Source organism: Flavonifractor sp. An4, assembly GCF_002161755.1.
Classification (GTDB): domain Bacteria; phylum Bacillota; class Clostridia; order Oscillospirales; family Oscillospiraceae; genus Flavonifractor; species Flavonifractor avicola.
The window spans coordinates 1-21,880 of record NZ_NFIL01000033.1 but is presented as its reverse complement, the minus strand read 5'-3'; the positions used below and the strand labels follow the sequence as shown (position 1 = coordinate 21,880).

General features: G+C 63.5%; 19 protein-coding genes and 1 pseudogene. 10 read left to right on the top strand and 10 right to left on the bottom strand.

Translation table 11 applies throughout. The features are described 5' to 3' along the window. The first annotated feature begins 89 nt into the window (after nt 1-89). Together B5F94_RS12710 and B5F94_RS12705 are read left to right on the top strand one after the other, a co-directional pair. Nucleotides 90-659: an RNA polymerase sigma factor gene (locus B5F94_RS12710; RefSeq protein WP_242965675.1), complete on the top strand. Its 570-nt coding sequence runs from the start codon at nt 90-92 to the stop codon at nt 657-659. Further along, nucleotides 656-2,116: a serpin family protein gene (locus B5F94_RS12705; RefSeq protein ID WP_087330604.1), complete on the top strand. Its 1,461-nt coding sequence runs from the start codon at nt 656-658 to the stop codon at nt 2,114-2,116. Before B5F94_RS12710 ends, B5F94_RS12705 begins: the two co-directional genes overlap by 4 nt. 201 nt (nt 2,117-2,317) lie before the next feature. Here B5F94_RS12705 and B5F94_RS12700 read toward each other — a convergent pair whose 3' ends face one another. Both B5F94_RS12700 and B5F94_RS12695 read right to left on the bottom strand, forming a co-directional pair. Continuing rightward, complete coding sequence (locus B5F94_RS12700; RefSeq protein WP_087269948.1) at nt 2,318-3,427, bottom strand: phosphotransferase enzyme family protein; 1,110 nt, start codon at nt 3,425-3,427, stop codon at nt 2,318-2,320. Further along, nucleotides 3,414-4,358, bottom strand: a complete 945-nt coding sequence (locus tag B5F94_RS12695) for a sugar phosphate nucleotidyltransferase (RefSeq protein ID WP_087330602.1) — start codon at nt 4,356-4,358, stop codon at nt 3,414-3,416. The genes B5F94_RS12700 and B5F94_RS12695 overlap by 14 nt, the downstream gene beginning before the upstream one ends. Nucleotides 4,359-4,627: 269 nt before the next feature. Between B5F94_RS12695 and B5F94_RS12690 the strand changes: the two genes are divergently transcribed. Continuing rightward, entirely contained in the window at nt 4,628-5,467 is an 840-nt protein-coding gene (locus B5F94_RS12690; protein ID WP_343212825.1) for a pyridoxamine kinase, read from the top strand. A 56-nt stretch (nt 5,468-5,523) separates the two neighbouring features. On the opposite strand, the gene B5F94_RS12685 is transcribed toward B5F94_RS12690, so the two are convergent. From B5F94_RS12685 to B5F94_RS12670, 4 genes are read right to left on the bottom strand one after another with little or no spacing between them, the layout of a single operon-like run. Next, entirely contained in the window at nt 5,524-6,279 is a 756-nt protein-coding gene (locus tag B5F94_RS12685) for a Rossmann-like domain-containing protein (RefSeq protein ID WP_087330598.1), read from the bottom strand. Between the two features lies 1 nt (nt 6,280). Then, complete coding sequence (locus B5F94_RS12680) at nt 6,281-7,081, bottom strand: ABC transporter permease subunit (protein ID WP_087330596.1); 801 nt, start codon at nt 7,079-7,081, stop codon at nt 6,281-6,283. Further along, nucleotides 7,065-7,886, bottom strand: coding sequence for a molybdate ABC transporter substrate-binding protein (modA, locus tag B5F94_RS12675; protein WP_087330594.1), 822 nt, complete (start codon nt 7,884-7,886; stop codon nt 7,065-7,067). Before modA ends, B5F94_RS12680 begins: the two co-directional genes overlap by 17 nt. A 43-nt stretch (nt 7,887-7,929) precedes the next feature. Then, a complete protein-coding gene (locus B5F94_RS12670) occupies nt 7,930-8,604 on the bottom strand; it encodes a Crp/Fnr family transcriptional regulator (protein ID WP_158100293.1) in 675 nt (224 codons plus the stop codon). Nucleotides 8,605-8,763: 159 nt separating this feature from the next. Between B5F94_RS12670 and B5F94_RS12665 the strand changes: the two genes are divergently transcribed. The 6 genes from B5F94_RS12665 (at nt 8,764) to ftsH (ending at nt 16,675) form a co-directional block, all read left to right on the top strand. Further along, a complete protein-coding gene (locus tag B5F94_RS12665; protein ID WP_087189227.1) occupies nt 8,764-10,758 on the top strand; it encodes a DHH family phosphoesterase in 1,995 nt (664 codons plus the stop codon). 132 nt (nt 10,759-10,890) lie between these two features. Next, nucleotides 10,891-11,337 carry a 50S ribosomal protein L9 gene (gene rplI, locus B5F94_RS12660; RefSeq protein WP_087189228.1) on the top strand — a complete coding sequence of 149 codons (447 nt, stop codon included), beginning with the start codon at nt 10,891-10,893 and terminating at the stop codon, nt 11,335-11,337. A 53-nt stretch (nt 11,338-11,390) separates the two neighbouring features. Further along, nucleotides 11,391-12,743 carry a replicative DNA helicase gene (gene dnaB / locus B5F94_RS12655; protein ID WP_087189229.1) on the top strand — a complete coding sequence of 451 codons (1,353 nt, stop codon included), beginning with the start codon at nt 11,391-11,393 and terminating at the stop codon, nt 12,741-12,743. A gap of 37 nt (nt 12,744-12,780) precedes the next feature. Next, on the top strand, nt 12,781-14,142 hold the full coding sequence (tilS, locus tag B5F94_RS12650; protein ID WP_087330590.1) for a tRNA lysidine(34) synthetase TilS: 1,362 nt from the start codon (nt 12,781-12,783) through the stop codon (nt 14,140-14,142). A gap of 17 nt (nt 14,143-14,159) precedes the next feature. After that, nucleotides 14,160-14,705: a hypoxanthine phosphoribosyltransferase gene (gene hpt / locus B5F94_RS12645; RefSeq protein ID WP_204247494.1), complete on the top strand. Its 546-nt coding sequence runs from the start codon at nt 14,160-14,162 to the stop codon at nt 14,703-14,705. A gap of 38 nt (nt 14,706-14,743) precedes the next feature. Continuing rightward, complete coding sequence (ftsH, locus tag B5F94_RS12640) at nt 14,744-16,675, top strand: ATP-dependent zinc metalloprotease FtsH (protein WP_087330586.1); 1,932 nt, start codon at nt 14,744-14,746, stop codon at nt 16,673-16,675. 57 nt (nt 16,676-16,732) lie between these two features. Here ftsH and B5F94_RS12635 read toward each other — a convergent pair whose 3' ends face one another. The 4 genes from B5F94_RS12635 to B5F94_RS12620 form a co-directional block, all read right to left on the bottom strand. Then, the gene (locus B5F94_RS12635) at nt 16,733-17,989 is read right to left on the bottom strand and encodes a competence/damage-inducible protein A (RefSeq protein WP_087330584.1); all 1,257 of its coding nucleotides are present in this window, start codon (nt 17,987-17,989) and stop codon (nt 16,733-16,735) included. A 251-nt stretch (nt 17,990-18,240) separates the two neighbouring features. After that, nucleotides 18,241-19,407, bottom strand: a complete 1,167-nt coding sequence (thiI, locus tag B5F94_RS12630; protein ID WP_087330583.1) for a tRNA uracil 4-sulfurtransferase ThiI — start codon at nt 19,405-19,407, stop codon at nt 18,241-18,243. 24 nt (nt 19,408-19,431) lie between these two features. After that, nucleotides 19,432-20,436: an ATP-binding protein gene (locus tag B5F94_RS12625; RefSeq protein ID WP_087189235.1), complete on the bottom strand. Its 1,005-nt coding sequence runs from the start codon at nt 20,434-20,436 to the stop codon at nt 19,432-19,434. Between the two features lie 3 nt (nt 20,437-20,439). Further along, nucleotides 20,440-21,438, bottom strand: coding sequence for a DnaD domain protein (locus B5F94_RS12620; protein WP_087330582.1), 999 nt, complete (start codon nt 21,436-21,438; stop codon nt 20,440-20,442). A 186-nt stretch (nt 21,439-21,624) separates the two neighbouring features. Here B5F94_RS12620 and B5F94_RS12615 point away from each other — a divergent pair. Next, a pseudogene (locus tag B5F94_RS12615) lies at nt 21,625-21,880 on the top strand (hypothetical protein); the annotation flags it as partial.

The following is a 21,880-nucleotide window of genomic DNA, read 5'->3' as shown; positions in this document are numbered from 1 at the left end:
TCACAAAAAATTTGTTCTGACTGTAACCTTTTCCCCTCCCAACTCGCTGACAGGGGTGAAAGGCCTTTTCACCAGCCCACAGGAGAGGAGTGAGTACCGTGGAGGACGCCCAGATTGTGACTTTATTTCTGACCCGGGACGAGGGAGGCATCCGGGCGGCATCGGACAAGTACGGCAGCCGCCTGCGGCAGCTGGGCTTCCGGCTGCTGCCCGACCGGCTGACGGTGGAGGAGTGCGAAAACGACGCCTACCTGATGGCCTGGGACAGCATCCCGCCCCACCAGCCCAGGGATTACCTCTTCCCCTTCCTGGCCCGGCTCATGCGCCACACGGTGCTGGACCGCTGCCGGGCCCTCACCCGCCGGCGGCAGCTGGCCCGGCTCACCGTTCTCACTCAGGAGCTGGAGGACTGCCTCCCCGGACCCGACCACACCCAGGCGCTGGTGGACGCGCTGGCCCTGGGCGAGAGCCTGAACGCCTTTCTCAAGGCCCTGCCTGAGGAGGCCCGGAACCTTTTCCTGCGGCGGTACTGGTTCTTCGACCCCATCGCCGCCATCGCCCGGCGGTACGGGCTCACCCAGAGCAAGGTGAAAACCACCCTGTTCCGCACCCGGCAGCGGCTGCGGGACCACCTGATCAAGGAGGGATTTACGGTATGAAAGCGGATGATCTGTTGGACAGCTTGGAGCACGTAGACCCGGAACTGGTGGCTCAGGCGGATAAACCGCCCCAAAAAGCGCCTCACCGCCGCCCCCTGTGGATGGGGCTTACCGCCGTGGCGGCAGCCGCCGCCATCGTCATCGGCATTGTACTTTGGCCCGGAGGCAGCCCTTTGACAGGCCAGGCCTCCGCCCTGGCGGTGGCGGAGTATCCGGACATGGCCCCCTACCCCAACGAGATGGACTATCTCAACCCCGACGGTTCCCTGGATTCCGACCGCTGGAGCGCCGACTACGACACCTGGCGGACCAGCCAAAAGGCCCAGCTGAACCAGCCCGAGGGCTATGACAGCGGGCTGGAGGGATACTATACCGCTACCCTGCGCCAGTTCCTGGGGGACAGAGGGACAGAAAACAAGGTGTGCTCCCCCCTGAACATCTACTTCGCTCTTGGGATGCTGGCCGAGCTCACCGACGGCAGCAGCCGCCAGCAGATCCTGGACCTGCTGGGGCAGGACAGCATCGACACCCTGCGGGCCCAGGCCAGGGCCCTGTGGAACGCCAACTACAGCGACGACGGGATGCTGACCAGCGTGCTGGCCTCCTCCCTGTGGCTCAACGAGGATGTACCCTTCAACCAGTCCACCCTGGACACCCTGGCCGACACCTACTACGCCTCCTCCTACCAGGGGGAGATGGGCTCCGCCGAGCTGGACCAGGCCCTGCAAGCCTGGCTCAACGACCAGACCGGCGGGCTGCTGAAGGAGGCGGCAGGCCAGGTGAGCCTGGACCCGGAGACCGTGCTGGCCCTGGCCACCACCGTCTACTACCAGGGCCGGTGGTCCCAGGAGTTCAACCCGGACAACACCGCCCCCGAAACGTTCCACGCCCCCGACGGGGACGTAAAGTGCGACTTCATGCACAGCTCCTCCTCCGGCAGCTACTGCTGGGGGGATCAGTTCTCCGCCGTGGGGAAGTCCGTGCTGTACGGCGGTACCCTGTGGATGGTCCTGCCCGACGAAGGGGTGAGCGTAGATCAGCTGCTGGACGACCCGGAGGTCATGGAGTTCCTGCTCTCCAACGGGGAATGGGAAAACCAGAAGTACCTCAGAGTCAACCTGTCCATGCCCAAATTTGACGTGTCCGGCCAGCTGGATCTGATTGAGGGATTGCAGGCCATGGGGATCACCGACGTGTTTGACCCGGCGGTGTCCGACTTCACTCCCATGACGGAAGCTGTGGAGGACATTTCTGTCACTCAGGCCACCCACGCCGCCCGGGTGGCGGTGGATGAGGAGGGCGTCACCGCCGCCGCCTTCACCGTGATGGCCGCGGCCGGCGGGGCCATGCCGCCGGAGGATCAGGTGGACTTCACCCTGGACCGGCCCTTCCTCTTTGTCCTCACCAGCGCCGCCGGCCAGCCCCTCTTTGCCGGAGTAGTCAACCAGCCCGCATAAAAAACGAGGCGCCTGTTGGAAAATTGACAGTTTGCGCATACCTGTCATTGCGAGCCAGCGCGCACGCTGGCGTGGCAATCCGTCTTCCCGGCAGAAGGGACGGATTCCCACGAAGAACGGCCGCCCACCGGGCGGCCGTTCTTCTCGGAATGACGGAGGTTTTGTGCGGCCTGTGCAGTTTTCCAACAGGCGCCTCATTTCTTATCGATATTTATCTACCGCGGAGCACATCTTGTCCCAGCAGGCCTCCATATCGGCCACCAGCTTGAACTGGGTGCGGCACCGGTCCAGGTTCTGGCCGGGCCGGTGGATACGGAAGTATTTGTCCCCCTCCAGGTAGTCGGTGAGGAAGCGGATGCCGCACTCCAGGGTGATGAGCCGGGCGCCCCAGGGCAGGTAGTCCAGCTCGGCGGGGGTGAGGGCCCCGTCGGCCCCCTCCAGAAAACCCTGGGTGTAGGCATCAAACAGGTTCAGGTCGAAGTGGACCTTGTTCATGTCCCGCTCGTCCTCGTCACAGTGGTTGGCACCGAACCGGATGGAGTCGCCGAAGTCGTTGACCGACAGGCCGGGCATCACGGTATCCAGGTCGATGACGCACACCGCCTCGCCGGTCTTGCGGTCCATCAGCACATTGTTCAGCTTGGTGTCGTTGTGGGTGACCCGCAGGGGCAGCTCTCCCCGCCGCAGGGCCTCCAGCACCACGGAACAGTCGGCCTCCCGGGCGGCTACAAAGTCCAGCTCGGGGCCTACCTCCTTCACTCGTCCCACAGGATCGGCGGCCACCACTTCCTTCAGCCGGGCCAGCCGGGCCTCGGTGTCGTGGAAGTGGGGGATGGTCTCGTACAAAGTCTCCGCCGGGTAGTCCTTCAGCATCCGCTGGAACTTGCCGAAGGCCCGGGCCGAGGCGGCAAACCGCTCCGGCGTCTCGGCGGACTGGAGGCACATGGTGTCCTCCAGGAAGGGGTACACCCGCCAGGCGCCCCCCTCGGGGTCGGTATGGTAGTAGCTGCCGTCCCGGGCGATGCACAGGGAGAGGGTCTCCCGCTCCGGATCGCCCCCCTCGGCGGCAATCTCCTTTTTCAGATAGTTGGTGACCCCCGCAATGTTGGCCATCACCTGTTCCGGGTGGTGGAAGGCGTTGCGGGAGATCCGCTGGAGGATAAACCGGCGGCAGGGGTCCTCCCCCGGCTGGGTGTGGACGCAGAAGGTGTCGTTGATGTGGCCGGAGCCAAACCGCACCGCGCCCACCACTTCTCCTCCAAAGTCAAAGGCATTCAGGGCCTCCTGTAAGTACTGCTCAGCAGGCGCCATGGTCGCACACACCCCACAGATCGTCGGGATAGAGGCCCGCCTCGGTCATGGCCTTTACCGCAGCCACCACCACCGGCTTGTCCTCCCGGTAGGTGACGCCGTACCACTTGTCGGCGCTGCGGAGCACCTTCACCCGGGCCTTGCCCTCCTCCAGCAGCTGAGTCACCACGCTGGGCAGGAAGTACTCCCCCTTCTCCGGATTTTCCGCCAGGGCCTTGTCCAGGAAGGCGGGGAACCGGGCTTGCGCCTCGGTAAGGAAGCTGCGGGTAAAGCCCCACAGGTTCATGGATACGATGGTATCGCCGCTGAGGTGGGTCCAGGTCTGGCCGTCGTCCTCGGTATAGCGGGCGTCCGCCCCGTCCTTCTCAATGTGGGTGTGCTCCACTACCTCTTTCAGGTAGTGGTCCCCCTCCTCGGCGCACACGCCCCGGGCCACATGGCCGTGCTCGGTGACGGTGTTGCCCAGGCGGTAGCCCACCATGGCGTACTCATAGCAGCCGGGCTGGTCGGGATGGCTCTCCAGGTACTGATAGATCTCCCGGAAGGCCTGGGGGCCGTAGTAGTCGTCGGAGTTGATGACGGCAAAGGGACCGTCCACCACCTGACCGGCGGCCAGCACCGCGTGGCAGGTGCCCCAGGGCTTCACCCGGCCGGCGGGCACGGCGTAGCCCTCGGGCAGGTCGTCCAGCTCCTGATAGGCGTACTTTACGTCGATGACCTTGCTGAGTCGGTCGCCAATGGCAGCCTTGAAGGTATCCTCGATCTGGTGTTTGATGACAAACACCACGGTCTCAAACCCGGCCCGCCGGGCATCATAGATAGAATAATCAATGATCATCTGGCCGTGGCTCCCCACGGGGTCGATCTGCTTGAGCCCGCCGTAGCGGCTGCCCATGCCCGCCGCCATGACCACAAGAACAGGCTTATTCATGCCTCTGTTTCCTTCCTTCCTCTCCCCGTCCGGCACCGCAAAACACAACGCTGGAGGGGGAAATGGTGATACAATAGTAGGTTTTTTGCTGAGATCCGGCTTTTTCGCCGGATCTTATTTATTATATACGCCTGTGTGTCAATGTGCAACCGCAGAAACCGGACTTCACGCAGTTTTTCCCAGATCTGGCCTTACTAAAAAAGCAATATGTGACACTTTAATAAGGTCAGTTTCTCTGTTATACTGCACCCAACGAAACCAGAAAGGAAGTGCGGTTCTTGAAACGGATCGTCAGCATTCAGGATGTGTCCTGCCTGGGCAAATGCTCCCTGACGGTAGCCCTGCCCATCATCTCGGCCATGGGCGTGGAGTGCTCCATCGTCCCCACGGCGGTGCTGTCCACCCACACCATGTTCTCCGGCTTCACCTGCAAGGATCTCACCGACCAGATTGAGCCCATTGCCGCCCACTGGAAGGAGAGCGGCCTGGGCTTTGACGCCGTTTACACCGGCTATCTGGCCTCCGCGGAGCAGATCGACTATGTGTGCGCCTTCTTTGATGCCTTCCGGCGGGAGGGCAGCCTCATTGTGGTGGACCCGGTGATGGCGGACAACGGCAAGCTCTACCCCGCTTTTGGGCCCGACTTCCCCGCCCAGATGGCCAGGGTGTGCGCCAAAGCCGACCTGATCCTGCCCAACCTGACCGAGGCCAGCCTGCTCACCGGCCTGCCCTACCGCACGGAGCATGACGAGGTCTATATTAAGGAGATGCTCCAGGCTCTGGCCGCTCTGGGTCCCCGGTATGTGGCCCTCACCGGCGTCAGCTTTGAGCCGGACAAGCTGGGCGTCATGTATTACGACAAGGTCACCGGCCAGTACGGCAGCTACTTCACCCAGCACCTGCCCGCCAGCTTCCACGGCACCGGCGACGTGTTTGCCTCCACCTGCGTGGGCGGCCTCATGCGTGGCCTGGAGCTGGGGGATGCCCTGGCCCTGGCCGCCGACTACACGGTGGAATCCATCCGCTGCACCCTGGAATCTCCCGACGCCAACTGGTACGGCGTGGAATTTGAGCGCGCCATTCCCTACCTGGTCCAGCACCTGAACTGATCCCAAAAGCGCCAAAAACGGCCGCCTTTCGGCGGCCGTTTTGTTTTTTGCCTCTGTCAGGCTTCTTCCTGGCTCCGGTCGGCAAAGCAGACCCGCTTCAGCCCCAGAATGGGGGCGGCCCCCGCCAGGGTTGTGCCGAAGAACACCACCTCTTTGTCCAGGTCCAGGTAGTCCACAATGGTGCCGTTGCACAGGGTGCTGCCGGTACACAGCACCAGGTCGGCCCAGTCCACCACAGCCTGGCGGTCCGCCTCCCCGTCCAGCACCGGGCAGCCGTCCTTCACTTTGCCGATGTTGTCCGGGTTCAGGTCCAGCACCTTCACAGAAAAGCGCCGGGACAGGGCGGCGATGAGGGCGGGCTGGAAGCCCACCAGGGCGATTTTCGGAGTGCCATAGTGGTCGGCCACCCACTCCACCATGTGGCGGGCACAGAACTCCGGCCCGCCGTCCTTACAGTGGACGGTGTTGTCCGCCCGACCCAGATACTTCATCACCGCGTTCAGGGCGGCGATGAACAGCCCCCGGCTGTGAGGGTCCCCCTCCAGATCCAAAGCCAGCACCTGGTCCAAAGCCCCCTCAAACTGGGCGGGGGCGTCGGTGAAGGCCTGGCCCTTCGCTCCCTGGAAGTCGGCCATCAGCATGACCTCCTTGCCGGTGAGGATGGGGTAGTCGGTGCGCTGGGTGTGGCCGATGGCCTCCTCCGGCGTCAGCCCACGGGCTTTGATGGTCACCGCCGAGCCGGTAAGGCCGTGCTCCTCCAGGGCGGCGGCCAGAGCGGCGCGCAGGGTCTCATACAGGGTATGCCGGTCCATGTTACAGATCCCTTCCTTTTCGTCCGGCCAGACGGCTTACCCCCTGGACCGCCAGGGAGAGCAAAAGCAGCAGCAGAGCCGCCGCCAGCGCCATGCCGTTGTCGCCGGTAGAGATATTAAGGTAGATGCTGGCGGGCAGGGTCTCGGTTTTCAGCCGGGTGACCCCCACCAGCATCAGGGTGGCGCCGAACTCCCCCATGCCCCGGCTCCAGGCCAGCAGAAAGGCCGACAGCAGGGCCGGGCGGCACAGGGGGAGAGTGATGTAGCGAAAGGCCTGGAGCCGGGTGGCCCCCAGAGTCTGGGCGGTGAGGGGGAGCTCCGGGTCGATCTGCCGGAAAGCCTGGGCGGCCAGATGGATCACAAAGGGCAGGTTGATGAGCAGATGGACCGCCACAATGCCCTTTGGGTCAAATACCAGCCGCAGGCCCAGCTCTTTCAGGGCCTTGCCGAAGGGAGAGGAAAAAAGGGTGAGCAGGCACAGGCCCAGCACCAGATAGGGTAAGGCCAGGGGCAGCTCCAGCAGGGCCTCCGCCCACCGCTTGCCGGGCAGAGGCGTGAAGGCCAGCAGATAGGCGCAGGGGATGCCGATGAGGATGCACAGCAGGGTGGACAGGGTGGTGGTCCACAGACTCAGCCCCACGGCAAACCGGATCTCCCCGTCGGCCAGAGCACGGCCCAGGTTGGGCAGGCCCCCGGCCACCACCCCCCACAGGCTGGCCGCCACATAGAGCAGCACCGCCAGCAGCAGCACCAGAAAGCCCCACTCAAAGGGTTTTAACGGGCGTTTATCCCGCCAGCTCATAGCCGTAGCTGGTCCAGATGTCCTGGGCGGTCTGGCCGTTCAGAAATTCCGCGAAGGCGTCGGCAGCCTCAGCGTCCGCCGAGCAGGTCAGCCGGGCGGCGGGGATGGTCTTGACATAGGCCTCCATCCCGGCGCTGTCCACGATCTCCCCCTGGTCGGCGCTGACGTTCTCCTTCCACACAATGATGGCGTCGCACTCATCGGCGGCCAGAGCGATGGTCATGGCGGGAGCGGTGGCGGTATTGGACACGATGTCCACCTGATCGGTAATGCCGAAGTCCTCAAAAAGCTGCACGGCGATCTTGCCGATGGGGGTAGCCTCCGGGTCACCGATGACCACACGGACCCCCTCCTTGGCCAGATCGGCGGGGCCGGTGATCTTCAGCGGATTGCCCTTCTGCACCGCGATCACCGGGATGTGGCGCACCAGAGGAGTGGAGGACTCCACCAGCTGGGCCACCGGCTTGACCTCCTCCTCGGAACCGGCGATGAAGAAGTCGCCCTCCTGGGCGGTATTGATCTGAGTCTGGATCTGAGCGGCGTTGGCGTAGGTCACCTCCACCGTACAGCCGGTCTGATCCTGGAAGGCCTGGGCGATCTCAGCAAATGGGTCCTTCATGCCTGCGCCGCAGAAAACCAGCAGGGTGTGGCCGCTGAGATCTGCAACAGCCGGGGTGGTCTCCACAGCGGCGGGGGTTGTCTCCGGGGCGGACGGCGTGGTCTCCGCCGGGGCAGGGTTGGAGCAGCCCGCCAGCATAGACAGCGCCAGCAGGGCGGACAGGGTCAGGGATACCAGTTTCTTCATGACAAACACCTCCAAGGTTTGCCACGAGTATACCAAAATCCCCTCACCCGGTATGTTGTCCGGACAACTTTTCTGGAAAAAGCGTAAACCGATTCTTGCGGAAGGTGAGCACCCCTTCCCCCTCCAGCTCCTTCAGGGTATGGGAGAGGACCGAGCGGTTGAGGCAGAGGTAGTTGGCCATGGCCTCCCGGTCGAAGGGGATGGTAAAGGTGGTGCTCCCCGACCGCCCGGCCTGGGCGGTCAGGTACTTCAAAATCCGTTGTCTGGCACTTTTCACCGAAAGAGCATCAATTTTATAATATTTTCGGATGTTCTGGTTGGATACGAAGTGGAGCAGATTGCCCAGCAGGGCCAGCCGCAGCTCCGCCGGCAGGGCGGGGTCGCTCAGCCGGTCCACGGGAACGCTCCAGGTGGTACAGCGCTCCAGAGTACAGACCGAGTAGGGGCTGGTGCGCCTGGGGGTGCAGGCCACCTCCCCCGCCACCAGATAGCCGGGAAAAAGCTGCTGGTAAAGAAATTCCGAGCCGTCGGCGTCCAGCCGGACCGCCCGCATGGTACCAGAGAGCAGCACCTCCAGCCGGTCCACCCGCTCCCCTTCCTGAATGACCACCCGGTTGGCGGGGTACTCCTCCTGCCGCCCGCCCAGCAGCGGCACTACCTCCTCCGGCTCCAGGCCCCGGAAGAGCACACTGCCCGCCAGGATCTCACGGTCCTCCATGGTCCCACCTCCTTGCCCGCAAGGATAGCACGCCCCGGTCTTTTTTGCAACCACCGGGGCATACAGGCAGGAAAACCCGTTCTGCCGCACTTGTTTTTGCCGTTCTTGTTTGATATAATAACGTGTCATCTTGTATTTGATCGCAGTTGGGAGGTCCCTATGCGTAAGAATAAGCTAACTCATCTGGTAGAGCCCAGTCTGAGGCTGTATTTCCTCTGTCTGGTGGTGTTTGCCGTCATTACCGCCTTTTTCTCTGTCCCCGCCGCGGTGGCGGAACTGGCGGTGGTGGTCATTCTCTACCTCTACTTCCGCCGCAGCAACGCCCTGCGGCAGAAGGAGATTTTAAAGTACATTGAAAACGTGACCTGCAACATGGACTCGGCCACCAAGGACACCATGGTGAACGCCCCTCTGCCCATGGTCATCTTCCGGCCGGAAAATGACGAGGTCATCTGGTCCAACGACCGGTTCCTCCAGATCACCGGGGAGCGGGAGCACCTCTTTGACGCCAAGATCACGGCGGCGGTGCCCGACTTCTCCTCACGCTGGCTGATGGAGGGCAAGACCGAGTGCCCCACCGAGGTACGCATCGGGGACCGGCGGTTTTTGGTGTTCGGCCATCTGGTCCGTACCGAGGAGCAGGGAGCCAGAGGCTATCTGGCCACCACCTACTGGGTGGACGTTACCGACTTTGCCACCGTGCGGGACGAGTTCTATGCCACCCGCCCCGTGGTGGCCATCCTGACGGTGGACAACTACGAGGAGTTGATGAAGGGCGCCAACGACAGCGCCAAGTCGGCCATGCGCAGCGAGATCGACGACCGGCTGGCCCAGTGGGTTGCCCCTGCTCAGGGTGTATTTACCCGGTATGAGCGGGACCGCTATCTCTTCCTCTTTGAGGAGCGCTTCCTGGCCCAGTTCCAGGAGGGCAAATTCTCCATTCTGGATACCGTGCGCCAGGTGACCAGCCCCTCGGGCATCCAGGCTACCCTGTCCATCGGCATTGGCAAGGACGGCGACAATCTGGGCGATTTGTTCCAGTACGCCGCTCTGTCGGTGGAAATGGCCCTTAGCCGGGGCGGCGACCAGGTGGTGGTCAAGAACAAGTTCAACTTCGAGTTCTTCGGCGGACGCACCAAGGAGCTGGAGAAGCGCACCAAGGTGAAGAGCCGGGTCATGGCCAACGCCCTGGGCGAGCTGATGGCCGACGCCTCCACCGTGTTCGTCATGGGCCACAAGTACCCCGATCTGGACTGTATCGGCGCCGCCGCCGGCGTGTGCGCCATGGCCCGGAAAAAGGGCACTCCGGTCCATATCGTACGGGAGCCGGGGGTCAACCCGGCCAGCGAGATGAGCGACCGGCTGAGCCAGGTTCCCGAGTACAAGGACGTGTTTCTCTCCCCCCAGGATGCCATTCTGCTGGCCGACTCCAACTGCCTGCTGGTGGTGGTGGACACCAACCGTCCCGAGCAGGTGGTGAGCCAGGACCTGCTGGAGGCGGTCCACAAGGTGGCGGTCATCGACCACCACCGCCGCGCCTCCTCCTATATCGCCGACGCCGCCCTCAACTTCCACGAGCCCTACGCCTCCTCTGCCAGTGAGCTGGTCACCGAGTTGTCCCAGTATCTGCTGGAGCCTGCCGACCTGCTGAAGATCGAGGCGGAGGCCCTGCTGGCGGGCATGGTGCTGGACACCAAACAGTTTACCATGCGCACCGGCAGCCGCACCTTTGAGGCGGCGGCCTTCCTGCGCCGCTCCGGCGCCGACACCGGCGACGTGAAGAAGCTGTTCCAGAACGATCTGGACGGCACCATTGCCAAGTACGACATCATCCAGACCGCCCGGATGTATAAGGACGGCATTGCCGTGGCCCGTGTGGACCACACCGTGGGACGCATCACAGCCGCCCAGGCCGCCGACGAGCTCTTAAATATCTCGGGCATCGACACCTCCTTTGTTCTCTTCCCTGACAATGAGGGGCGGGTCATTCTCTCCGCCCGAAGCATGGGGGATGTGAACGTACAGGTGGTGCTGGAGAAGCTGGGCGGCGGCGGCAACGCCGCCACCGCAGGCGCTCAGGTCCCCGGCAAGACGGTGGACGAGGTGACCAAGCTGCTCCTCCAGGCCATTGATCAGTATCTGGAGGATGAATAAAAAAAGCCTTCCCCTAGGGGGAAGGTGCCCCCGTAGGGGGCGGATGAGGGGTCCGATACCATTTCCCTCATCAGTCACGCTTTGCGTGACAGCTTCCCCCTGGGGAAGCCTAACAGGAAGGAGATAATAGTTATGAAAGTGATTTTGCAGCAGGACGTGAAGGGCCAGGGCAAGAAGGGCCAGATGATCGAGGCCAGCGACGGCTACGCCCGCAACTTCCTTCTTCCCCGCAAGCTGGCTGTGCTGGCCACCGCGGAGAATATCAACACCATGAAGATGCAGGAGAAGGCCAAGGCCGCCCAGATGGCCGCCGAGAAGGCGGAGGCCGAGGCCACCGCCGCCAAGCTGAAGGAGCTCTCCGTCAAGGTTGTTGCCAAGGCGGGCAACGGCGGCCGGCTCTTCGGCGCCGTCACCACCAAGGAGATCGCCGACGCCCTCTCCGCCCAGCACGGCATCACCATCCAGAAAACCAAGATCGTGCAGGATGAGCCCATCAAGGCCTTCGGCACCTACGAGCTGAAGGTGAAGCTGGGCTACGAGGTCACCGGCACCCTGAAGGTGGTCGTGGCCGAGCAGTAACTATGCGTAGGGGCCGATGCCCACATCGGCCCGTCCAGGGGAGGTGAAGGAACATGGCAACCGAAGAGGAACTGCTGCTGCGGCAGATGCCCCACAGCGTGGAGGCCGAACAGAGCGTGCTGGGCGCCATGCTTATCGACGCCCGGTGCGTACCTGATGTGATCGAGGAGCTGAAACCTGAGGACTTCTACCTGCGCACCAACCGCGAGATCTACGAGACCATCTACTCCATGTTCAACTTCTCCCTCACCATCGACCCGGTGACCGTGCTGGACCATATGCGCCAGAACGGGGTGTACGACGAGAACACCTCCCGCAACTATATCCTCCAGCTCATGGAGGTCACCCCCACGGCGGCCAACGTGAAGGAGTATGTGGCCATTGTCAAGGACAAGGCCCTGCTTCGCCGCATTGCCGAGACGGCGGGGGATCTCACCGCCCTGGTACAGGAGGGCACCGGCACCGGTCAGGAGGTGCTGGAGGCCGCCGAGCAGCGGATCTATGCCATCCGTCAGGGCCGGGCCTCCCAGGGTCTGACCCACATCTCCGGCGTCATTCTCAATGTGTACGAGCGCCTCAATGAGCTGGCCGCCAGCGATTCCGCCGTGCCCGGCCTGAGTACCGGCCTGCCCGACGTGGATATGGCCATCTCCGGCCTGAACAAGTCCGACCTGATCCTGTTGGCCGCCCGACCCGGTATGGGCAAGACCTCCTTCGCCCTGAATATGCTGCTCCACGCCGGCAAGTTCTCCGGCAAGACGGTGGTCTTTTTCTCTCTGGAAATGAGCCGGGAGCAGCTGGCCATGCGCCTCATCTCCGGCGAGGCCTTCGTGGACAACAAGAAGCTGGTCACCGGCAAGCTGGGCGAGGAGGACTGGTCCAAGATTGCCGCCGCCTCGGCGGCCCTCAACCAGACCCAGATCCTCATTGACGACAACCCCGCCCTCTCCGTGGCCGACATGAACGCCAAGTGCCGCCGGGTGGATAATCTGGGTCTGGTGGTCATAGACTACCTCCAGCTCATGACCTCCGCCGGCGGTCCCACCCGCAGCAGTGACAACCGCCAGCAGATCGTCTCCGACATCTCCCGTGCCCTGAAGATCATGGCCAAGGAGCTCAACGTGCCGGTGGTCTGTCTGTCCCAGCTGTCCCGTGGTCCCGAGAGCCGCCAGAACAAGCGGCCCATGCTGTCCGACCTGCGTGAGTCGGGCGCCATCGAGCAGGACGCCGATATCGTCATGTTCCTCTACCGGGACGACTACTATAATGAGACCAGCGAGAACCACAACCTGGCCGAGTGCATCATCGCCAAGAACCGTCATGGCGAGACCGGCACGGTGGAGCTGCAGTGGCTGCCCGAGTACACCACCTTCTCCTCCATCGACCGGAGACACAGTGAGTATTAGAATCACCCCTACAGGAACACCACAGGAGAACACCTTTATGCTGGAAACCGTCAAGGCCCTCACAACCGAATACGATATGCTCCCCTGGGGGGGCAAGGTGCTGTGTGCCGTGTCCGGCGGGGCCGATTCCATCTGCCTGCTCCACCTGCTCCACAGCCTGTCGGCTGAGGGTGGTTTTCAGGTAGCCGCCGCCCACTACCACCACGGGATGCGGGGAGAGGCCGCCGACGCCGATGCCGCCTTTGTGGAACACTTCTGCAAAGAGCGGAACATCCCCTGCGTGGTGGAGAGGGGCGATGTGTACGGCGAAGCCGCCCGCCGTGGCCTGGGGGTGGAGGAGACCGGCCGGGAACTGCGGTACGAGTTCCTCCGCCGTACGGCGGAACAGCTGGGCTGTGACCGCATCGCCACCGCCCACAACGCCGACGACAATCTGGAGACCCTGCTGCTCCACCTGACCCGTGGGGCCGGGCTCCACGGTCTGGCAGGCATCCCGCCCCGCCGGGGAGACCTGGTGCGCCCCCTGCTCACCACCCCACGGGCGAACATCGAGGCCTATCTGGAAGCCCATAACCTGGCCCATGTGGAGGACTGCACCAACACCGACGAGCGCTACGCCCGCAATAAGCTGCGCCGCCAGGTAATTCCGGTATTGCGGGAGCTGAACCCTCGGCTGACGGAGCGCTCTGTGGAAACGATGGGTTATCTCCGGGCCGACAACGACTACCTCAACGCCCAGGCCGCCATGGCTTGCAGCCACGCCCGCTGGGCGGAAGACGACCTGGTGATCGAGGCCCGGTACATCGCCGAACTTCCCGCCGCCATTGCCCCCCGGGCGGCCCGCCGCCTGTTGGAAATGACGGGGGACGGCAACACCGACTGTTCCGCCGCCCATTTGAAAGCGGTGGTGGACCTGGCCGTGGGAGACGATCCCTCGGCGGTGGCCTTCCTGCCCAACGGGCGGCTGGCCCAGCGGGTGTACAAGGAGCTGCTCATTACCACCCAGAGCGACAACCCGGCGATGACCCCCTGTCCTCTGAACACCGACGGGGAGACCACCCCGGAGGGCACCGACTGGCGCTGCACCTGTCGGGCAGTAACCTGTCCCCCCAAAGAGCAGCAAAAACCCCATGCCTGGTATTTATCTCAGGAGGCTCAGGGGCCCCTGGTGCTGCGCCCCCGTCAGACGGGGGATGAACTGGCCCTGCCGGGCCGGGACACCAAGACCCTGAAAAAATGGATGATCGACGAGAAAATTCCTCGTCGGGACCGGGACCGCATCCCGGTACTGGCGGATGAACGGGGCGTGCTGGCGGCAGCCGGTCTGGGCCCCCATAGAGAGCGTATGGCAAAGCCCGGCCAACCGGCCTGGGAAGTGGTATTTTGGAAGGAAAGGTAAGGAGAAATATGGAACATATGCTGGACAAAGACGTTGAGCGGGTCCTCTTTTCCGAGGAGGAGCTGAAGAACCGGGTGGCGGAGATCGCCGCTGAGATCGACAAGGACTATGAGGGCAAGGAGCCGGTTATCATCAGTGTACTGCGGGGCTCCTTCGTCTTTATGGCCGACCTGGTGCGGCAGATCCACCTGCCCTGCACCGTGGATTTCATGGCGGTGTCCTCCTACGGCGCCGGTACCTCCAGCTCCGGCCAGGTCAAGATCATCAAGGACCTGTCCGAGCAGATCGAGGGCAAGGACCTGATCGTGGTGGAGGATATTCTGGACAGCGGCAACACCCTGAGCTACCTGCTCCAGCTGCTCCAGGCCCGCAAGCCCGCCTCCGTGCGGCTGTGCACCCTGCTGGATAAGCCTTCCCGCCGGGTGAAGGAAGTAGAGGTCAGCTACTCCGGCTTCTCCATCCCCGACTACTTCGTGGTGGGCTACGGCCTGGACTACGCGGAGAAGTACCGCAATCTGCCCTACATCGGCGTGCTGAAGCCCTCCGTGTACGGCGGGGAATAAGGCTCCTCAAATCTACCCGGAAAGGACGTGTCTGTTCCTTGAAACGTAACGGAAGCCTGCGGGACGTAGGCTTTTATGTACTCATTGCCATTTTGCTGATCGTATCCATCTTTATCCTCCGGGGCGGCATGAACACCGGGGACAACATGACCTACGGCCAGGTCCGCCGCCTGCTGGAACAGCAGCAGGTCACCAAGGTGGAGCTGGACAATAAAACCGTCACCCTCTGGCTGAAGGAGGCGGTGGGCGGCAAAGCCACCGTCACCTACGACGTGGCCAATCCTCAGTGGTTCTACAACGACTTCAACGACCTGATCGTGGAGCAGATGCAGCTGGGGATTATCCAGGACTACGACTACCCCGCCGGCTTCGAGCCCCCCTTCTGGGTCAGCTTCCTGCCCTGGATCGCGGTGCTGGTGGTCTTTGGAATGCTTTGGTACTTCATGTTCCTCCGCCAGACCGGCGGCGGGGGCGGAGGCGGCGGAGCCGACCGCACCGCCCGCTTTGGCCGGGCCCGTACCCGCACCGGCGCCGACGAGCAGAAGAAGGTCACCTTTGACGACGTGGCCGGTGCCGAGGAGGAAAAGGGAGAACTCCAGGAGATCGTGGAGTTCCTCAAGGACCCCCGCCGGTTCCTGGACCTGGGTGCCCGCATCCCCAAGGGCGTGCTGCTGGTAGGCCCTCCCGGCACCGGTAAAACCCTGCTGGCCAAGGCGGTGGCCGGAGAGGCCGGGGTCCACTTCCTGTCCATCTCGGGCTCCGACTTCGTGGAACTGTATGTGGGCGTAGGCGCCAGCCGTGTCCGTGACCTGTTTGACCAGGCCAAGAAGAACGCCCCCGCCATTGTGTTCATCGACGAGATCGACGCCGTGGGCCGCCAGAGAGGCGCGGGCCTGGGCGGCGGTCATGACGAGCGTGAGCAGACCCTCAACCAGCTGCTGGTGGAGATGGACGGCTTCGGCAACAACGAGGGCGTGGTGGTCATGGCGGCCACCAACCGCCAGGACATTCTGGACCCCGCCCTGCTGCGCCCCGGCCGGTTCGACCGGCAGGTCTATGTGGGCTATCCCGACATCAAGGGCCGTGAGGCCATTCTGAAGGTCCACGCCCGCAACAAGCCCCTGGGAGACGACGTGTCCCTGGCGGAGCTGGCCAAGGGTACCGGCGGCTTTACCGGCGCCGACCTGGAGAACCTGATGAACGAGGCCGCCCTGCTGGCCGCCCGCCAGCACCGCCGCTTCATCGGCATGAAGGACCTGAACAAGGCTGTCATCAAGGTCATTGCCGGTCCCGAGAAGAAGAGCCGGGTGGTCATTGAGCGGGAGCGCAAGCTCACCGCCTACCATGAGGCGGGCCACGCCATCGTGATCCACGACCTCAAGACCCAGGACCCGGTCCACCAGATTACCATCATCCCCCGGGGCATGGCAGGCGGCATGACCATCTCCCTGCCCCAGGAGGATGTGACCTTCCAGTCCAAGCAGCAGCTCACCGAGCGCATTGCCGTCTGTCTGGGCGGCCGGGCCGCCGAGCAGCTGGCCCTGGGCGATATCTCCACCGGAGCGGGCAACGACCTGCAGAAGGCCAGCGCCATCGCCCGCAACATGGTCACCCGCTACGGCATGAGCGACAAGGTGGGCAACGTGGTCTTTGACTCCGGCCACGACGAGGTGTTCATCGGCCGCTCCATGGCCCAGACCAAGAACTACTCGGAAGAGGTTGCCGCCCTCATTGATCAGGAGATCAAGGGTCTTATCGACGGCGCCTACAACCGCTGCGTGGAGATCCTCTCCGCCCGGCGTAAGGAGCTGGACTTTGTGGCCGACTACCTGCTGAAGTACGAGAATATGGACGCCGCCGCCTTCGAGCTGGTGTTCACCGATCCCGCCGCCGTCCAGCCCCCCGCCGCCTATCAGGCGGTTGAGGAGGCCCAGGAGGAGGAATCCGATCCTCAGGATGAGCAGGAGTAACCCCTAAAAATAAAAACACGGTGTATTTTCCTTTTCGGAAAATACACCGTGTTTTGTTTATTTCAGCTCCAGACCGGACAGATATCGCCGGGCCAGGTCAAAGCCGTGGCTGGCGGCAATGTGGCGGATGCGCTGACGGCCCATGGACAGGTTCACCTTACGGACCCAGGTACCGTCGGGGGCAGCCAGGCCGATGAACACCAGCCCCACCGGGTTGCCCCGCTCGTCGGGGTCGGGCCCCGCCACGCCTGTGGTGGAGATAGCCAGGTCACAGCCCAGCACCTTCCGGGCCCCCTCGGCCATGGCCCGGGCCACCGGTTCACTGACAGCGCCGTACTGGTCCAGCAGGTCCTGGTCCACACCCAGGACGGTGTGCTTCACTTCGGTGGCGTAGCTCACCACGCCGCCCCGGAACACCGAGGATACCCCGGCCAGATCGGTCATCCGCTTGGCCACCAGGCCGCCGGTGCAGCTCTCGGCGGTGCTCAGGGTGAGGCCCTTCTCTTTCAGGAGGGCAAAGACCGCCGCCTCCAGGGAGGGGATATCCACTCCGTAGACCAGAGGGCCGAAGTGGGCCTTCAGGTCGGCCTCCACCGGGTCGATGAGGGCGTGGGCGCTCTCCTCATCGGCAGCCTTGGCGGTGATGCGGAGCTCACATTCCCCCTCCTTGGCGTAGGGAGCCAGGGTGGGGTTGGTCATGGCATTGATGCGCTCCCGCAGTTGGGCCTCCATGGAGGACTCCCCGATGCCGAACAGCTTCAGGGTGCGGGACACAATGACCCCGTCGGCCAGGTCCTTCAGATAGGGGACCACCCGGTAGGTGAACATGGCCTTGCACTCCCGGGGCGGGCCGGGGAGCATGATGACCCGGACACCATCGGCCTCAAAGGCCACACCAGGGGCGGTGCCCCAGTCGTTTTCCAGCACGGTGCAGCCCTCAGGCAGCATGGCCTGCTGGTAGTTGTTGTCCGTCATGGGGCGGTTGGGGTGGAGACGCTGGAAATAGGCCTCGATCCGCCGGGCGGAGGGCTCATGAAACACCAGCTGCCTGCCGAAGCACTGGGCCAGCACATTCTTGGTCAGGTCATCGCAGGTGGGACCCAGGCCGCCGGTGGTGATGATAATATCCGCCCGGGTCTTGGCCAGCTCCACGGCGGCGCGCAGCCGGTCCGGATTGTCCCCCACCACCGTGTGGTAGTAGACGTTAATGCCCAGGGCACTCAGCCCCTGGGACAGCATCTGGGCGTCGGTGTTGGCGATATTGCCCAGCAAAAGTTCTGTACCTACCGCAATGAGTTCGGCGGTGTGGGACATGGAAAAAACCTCCTATCGCCAACACCGGCATCGGCGGCTAGTGCCGCCGCAAATGCGCAGCGCAGCGAAGCATTTCCGCAGGGCGGATTCATTCCGCCCGAGGATGTAAAAGATATGGGGTCCCTGCGGAATCAGTGATTCCGCGGGGAGTTGGCGATGTTGCCCAGCAGCAATTCCGTACCCACGGCAATGAGTTCCGCGGTATGAGACATGAGGAAACACTTCCTTTGTTGGATTGGGAAAGAGGTGGATCAGACCTGGATACGCTCGATGCCCTCCATGGCGGCCTTCACCAGGCCCTCCACATCCAGGGCCTCCTCGGCGTGCTCCAGCTCCCCCAGCACCGGGCGGAGACGGGGATGGCGGGGGGTAAACACGGTGCAGCAGTCCTCGTAGGGCAGGATGGAGGTCTCAAAGGTGTTGATCTTGCGGGCAATCCGCACGATTTCCTCCTTGTCCATGCCCACCACAGGGCGCAGAATGGGCAGGTCGCACACGGCGGTGGTGGCCCGCATGGCCTCCATGGTCTGGCTGGCCACCTGGCCCAGGCACTCGCCGGTAACAATGGCCCCGGCGCCGCACCGGGCGGCTACCGCCTGGGCAATGCGCATCATGAACCGGCGCATGAGGACGGTAAACAGCTCCTCGGGGCACTTCCGGCGCAGTTCCTCCTGGATCTGAGTAAAGGGCACCACATGGACGGTGAGCCGTCCGCACCAGGGGGTGAGCAGCCTGGCCAGGTCCAGCACCTTCTGCTTGGCCTCCTCGGAGGTGTAGGGGTAGGAGAAAAAGTGGACCATCTCCAGAGCAATGCCCCGCTTGGCAATCATCCAGGAGGCCACGGGGGAGTCGATGCCGCCGGAGAGCAGGCTCACCGCCCGGCCTCCCACGCCCACCGGCAGACCGCCTGCGCCCGGCTCCGGGTCAGCGTGGACATAGGCGGCGTAGTCCCGTACTTCAAGATAGACGGTGAGCTCGGGATGGTGTACGTCCACCTTCAGATTGGGGTATTTCTCGTCCAGCTCGCCCCCCACATACTGGGACAGCTGGATGGAGGTCATGGGGAAGGTCTTGTCGGCCCGCTTGGACTCCACCTTGAAGGTGTGGGCGGCGGCCAGCTTGTCCCCCAGGTACTCAATGGCGGTCTGGAGCATGGCGTCCTTGTCCTTCTCGCAGGCCCGGGCCCGGGACAGACCCACCACGCCGAACAGCTTGGTCATGGCCTCCCAGGCCCCGTCCAGGTCGCAGTTGTCGTTTTTGGGCTCCACATACATAGTGGACTGCTTGCAGTACACCTTAAAATCGCCGTGGTGCTTCAGGCGGCGGCGTGCGTTGGCAATCAGCTTATCCTCAAAGGTGCGGCGGTTCAGGCCCTTCAGGACCAGCTCCCCCAGCTTGAGCAGAATGATCTCGTTCAATGGTAGGTCTCCTTTATCAATGGTTTATAAATCCCGTTTCTTTTGCAGGCGGATGTCCTCTCCGTAGAAGGGCAGCACCCGGTACTCCCCCTCCAGCCGGGAGGAAATTTGCGGGGTATAGCGCTGGCGCACCTGAGTCATGGTCAGGTTGGAGGAAATCACCGTCTGTTTCCCCGCCATGAGCCGGGAGTTGACCAGGGTATACAGGGCGGACTGGACGAAGGGGGTGGTGAGCTCACTGCCCAGGTCGTCCAGAATCAGCAGGTCACAGCCCAGGTAGCGCTTTGTTTCGTCTTTGGCCTCGTCGGCGTCCAGTTTGTCCCGGGCAAACTTCTGCTCCTCAAACCGGGCGAACACGTTGACCGCCGTATCGTACACCACGGAGAAGCCGTTTTCCGACACGGTGCGGGCAATGCAGGCGGACAGGAAGGTCTTGCCCAGTCCCGGCGCACCGGAGAGGAACAGGTTGCGCAGCTTGAACCGCCCGAACTTCCGGGCGTAGTTGGAGCACAGGTCGAAGATGAACTCCATGTTCTCCCGGGGCGACATGACCTCCCCCGGCCAGGGCAGAGGGGAGTAGTAATCCATGGAGAAGGTCTCAAAGGACTGCTCCCCCAGATCCAGCAGCTTGGACAGCTCCTTGATCTGCTCCTCACCGCACAGCTTTTTCAGGCAGGTACACATCTGGGCGCCCACCCAGCCGGTATCGTTGCACTTGGGGCAGGCGGGCTGCTCGTCCAGGGCGTCGGCCCCCCAGCCGTTCTGGAGGAGCAGTTGGGTGCGCTCGGCCTGGAGGGACAGGTTGTGGTCCTTGATGACCTGGATGGAGGGACCGGGGTCCCGCCCCTCCCGCAGAGAGGAGGCGATGATCTGGTACACCGTCCCCTTCAGCTCCTTGTCGATCTCCCGGACCCGGGGCAGCTGGGCATAGATCTCCGTCTTGCGGCGAGCAAGAGCCTCCTCCCGCCGGCGGCGGCCCTCCTCCAGCCGCTTGGTGGCCCGGTAGAGCACGCTGGCTTCGTATCCCATGGCTTATCCCTCCTTGTCCCGTTCCTTCTCCTGCCGGAGAAATTCCCGCATCCGTTCCAGATCCTCCCGCACACGCCGGTCCACATCGCCGGGGGCGGCGGGGTGGTCCTGCATGGCCGGCCTGCTGCCGGCGGAGGGGGCGCTCTGGGCCGTCCGGGCGGGCTTGTCCCCCGCCTCGATCTCCGCCAGAGTATGTAGGTTCTTCTTGTGCCAGCCCAGCAGAATGCCGTTCATGTAATCCCAGTCCATCTGCTGCTTCTTGTACACCGTCTTTTCGTAGGCCAGCCGCAGCACGTCGTCGGAAAAGCCCATGTCGGTCCAGGCGGCCACCTTCCGCTTCTCCTTGTCCACCAGGGGCCGGGGCTTGAGGCCCAGCAGCTGGAGGATGGCCCCCTCCCGGGTGCGGTAGAGGCTCTTGCGTTTCAGGTGGGCGTCGGCGGCCTGGGCGGTATCCACCCCCAGCCGCTTCCAGGCAAAGCCCTCCTTCAGCACCTGGGACATCCGGGGCTTCTGACCCGCGCCGTATTTCCGTTCAAACTCCTCCACGCACCAGCTCACCAGCAGGCAGATCACCTCGGCGGGGAGGGCCAGGTAGTCATACAGGGTATACAGGCTCTTCAGATCGGCGGTGGACAGCACTTTGCCCAGCCGCCGCTGGACCTCGTTCACCAGACCGGGGAAGGTAGAGGTGGTGTCCTCGATCTCCCGGGTGATGTCGGCGGCGGTGTAGTCCGGCGGACCCTGGGGGGCGGGGATAGGGGGGGCCTCGGCCTGGGTCTTGCCGTCGGACAGGCCCAGATTCACCAGGGCGGCAGATGCCTCCTCCAGCCGCTGGCCGTCCCATTTGAGCCCCTTCCGGGCCTGGGCGGGGTCCAGCACCCCACCGTGGCGGAGCAGCCACAGGTAGAGCAGAGCGGCGTCCCCATTGCCGCAGGCGGTGAGCCGGTCGGCGGCCCGGGCGTCCATGGATATGATATTGCCCGGCAGCAGCAGCTCCGGCATAGGGCATCCCTCTTTCCCTCGTGATCTCGTATCTGTTATCATACCACATTCCGGGGGTTGGGCACAATCCCGCAGTAAACATTTCCGGAGATGTGTTTTTCTTGGGAATCGATTGCATTCCAAAGGAAAAATGGTACAATGGTTTTGAAAAGATCCACCTGCAAGCCTGGGAAAGGGGGCCTTGCCATGACCCGGCGGAGTTACTTCTGGCTGCTGTGTGCCGTCAGCTTGCTGCTCACCCTGCGAAGCGTTTACCAGATTGGGAAAACCCTGTTGGCGGGCGGGATGACTGGCCTGCTCCCCAACGCCATCCTGCTGGTCTGCCTGATCGCTGTGGATGGCTATCTGCTGTGGAGCGCCCTCCGTGCCGCTCCAGCGGTGGAGGCCCAGAAGCAGCACGTGGAGCTCACCCGCAACATTGTCCAGCGCTTCAACGGCATCT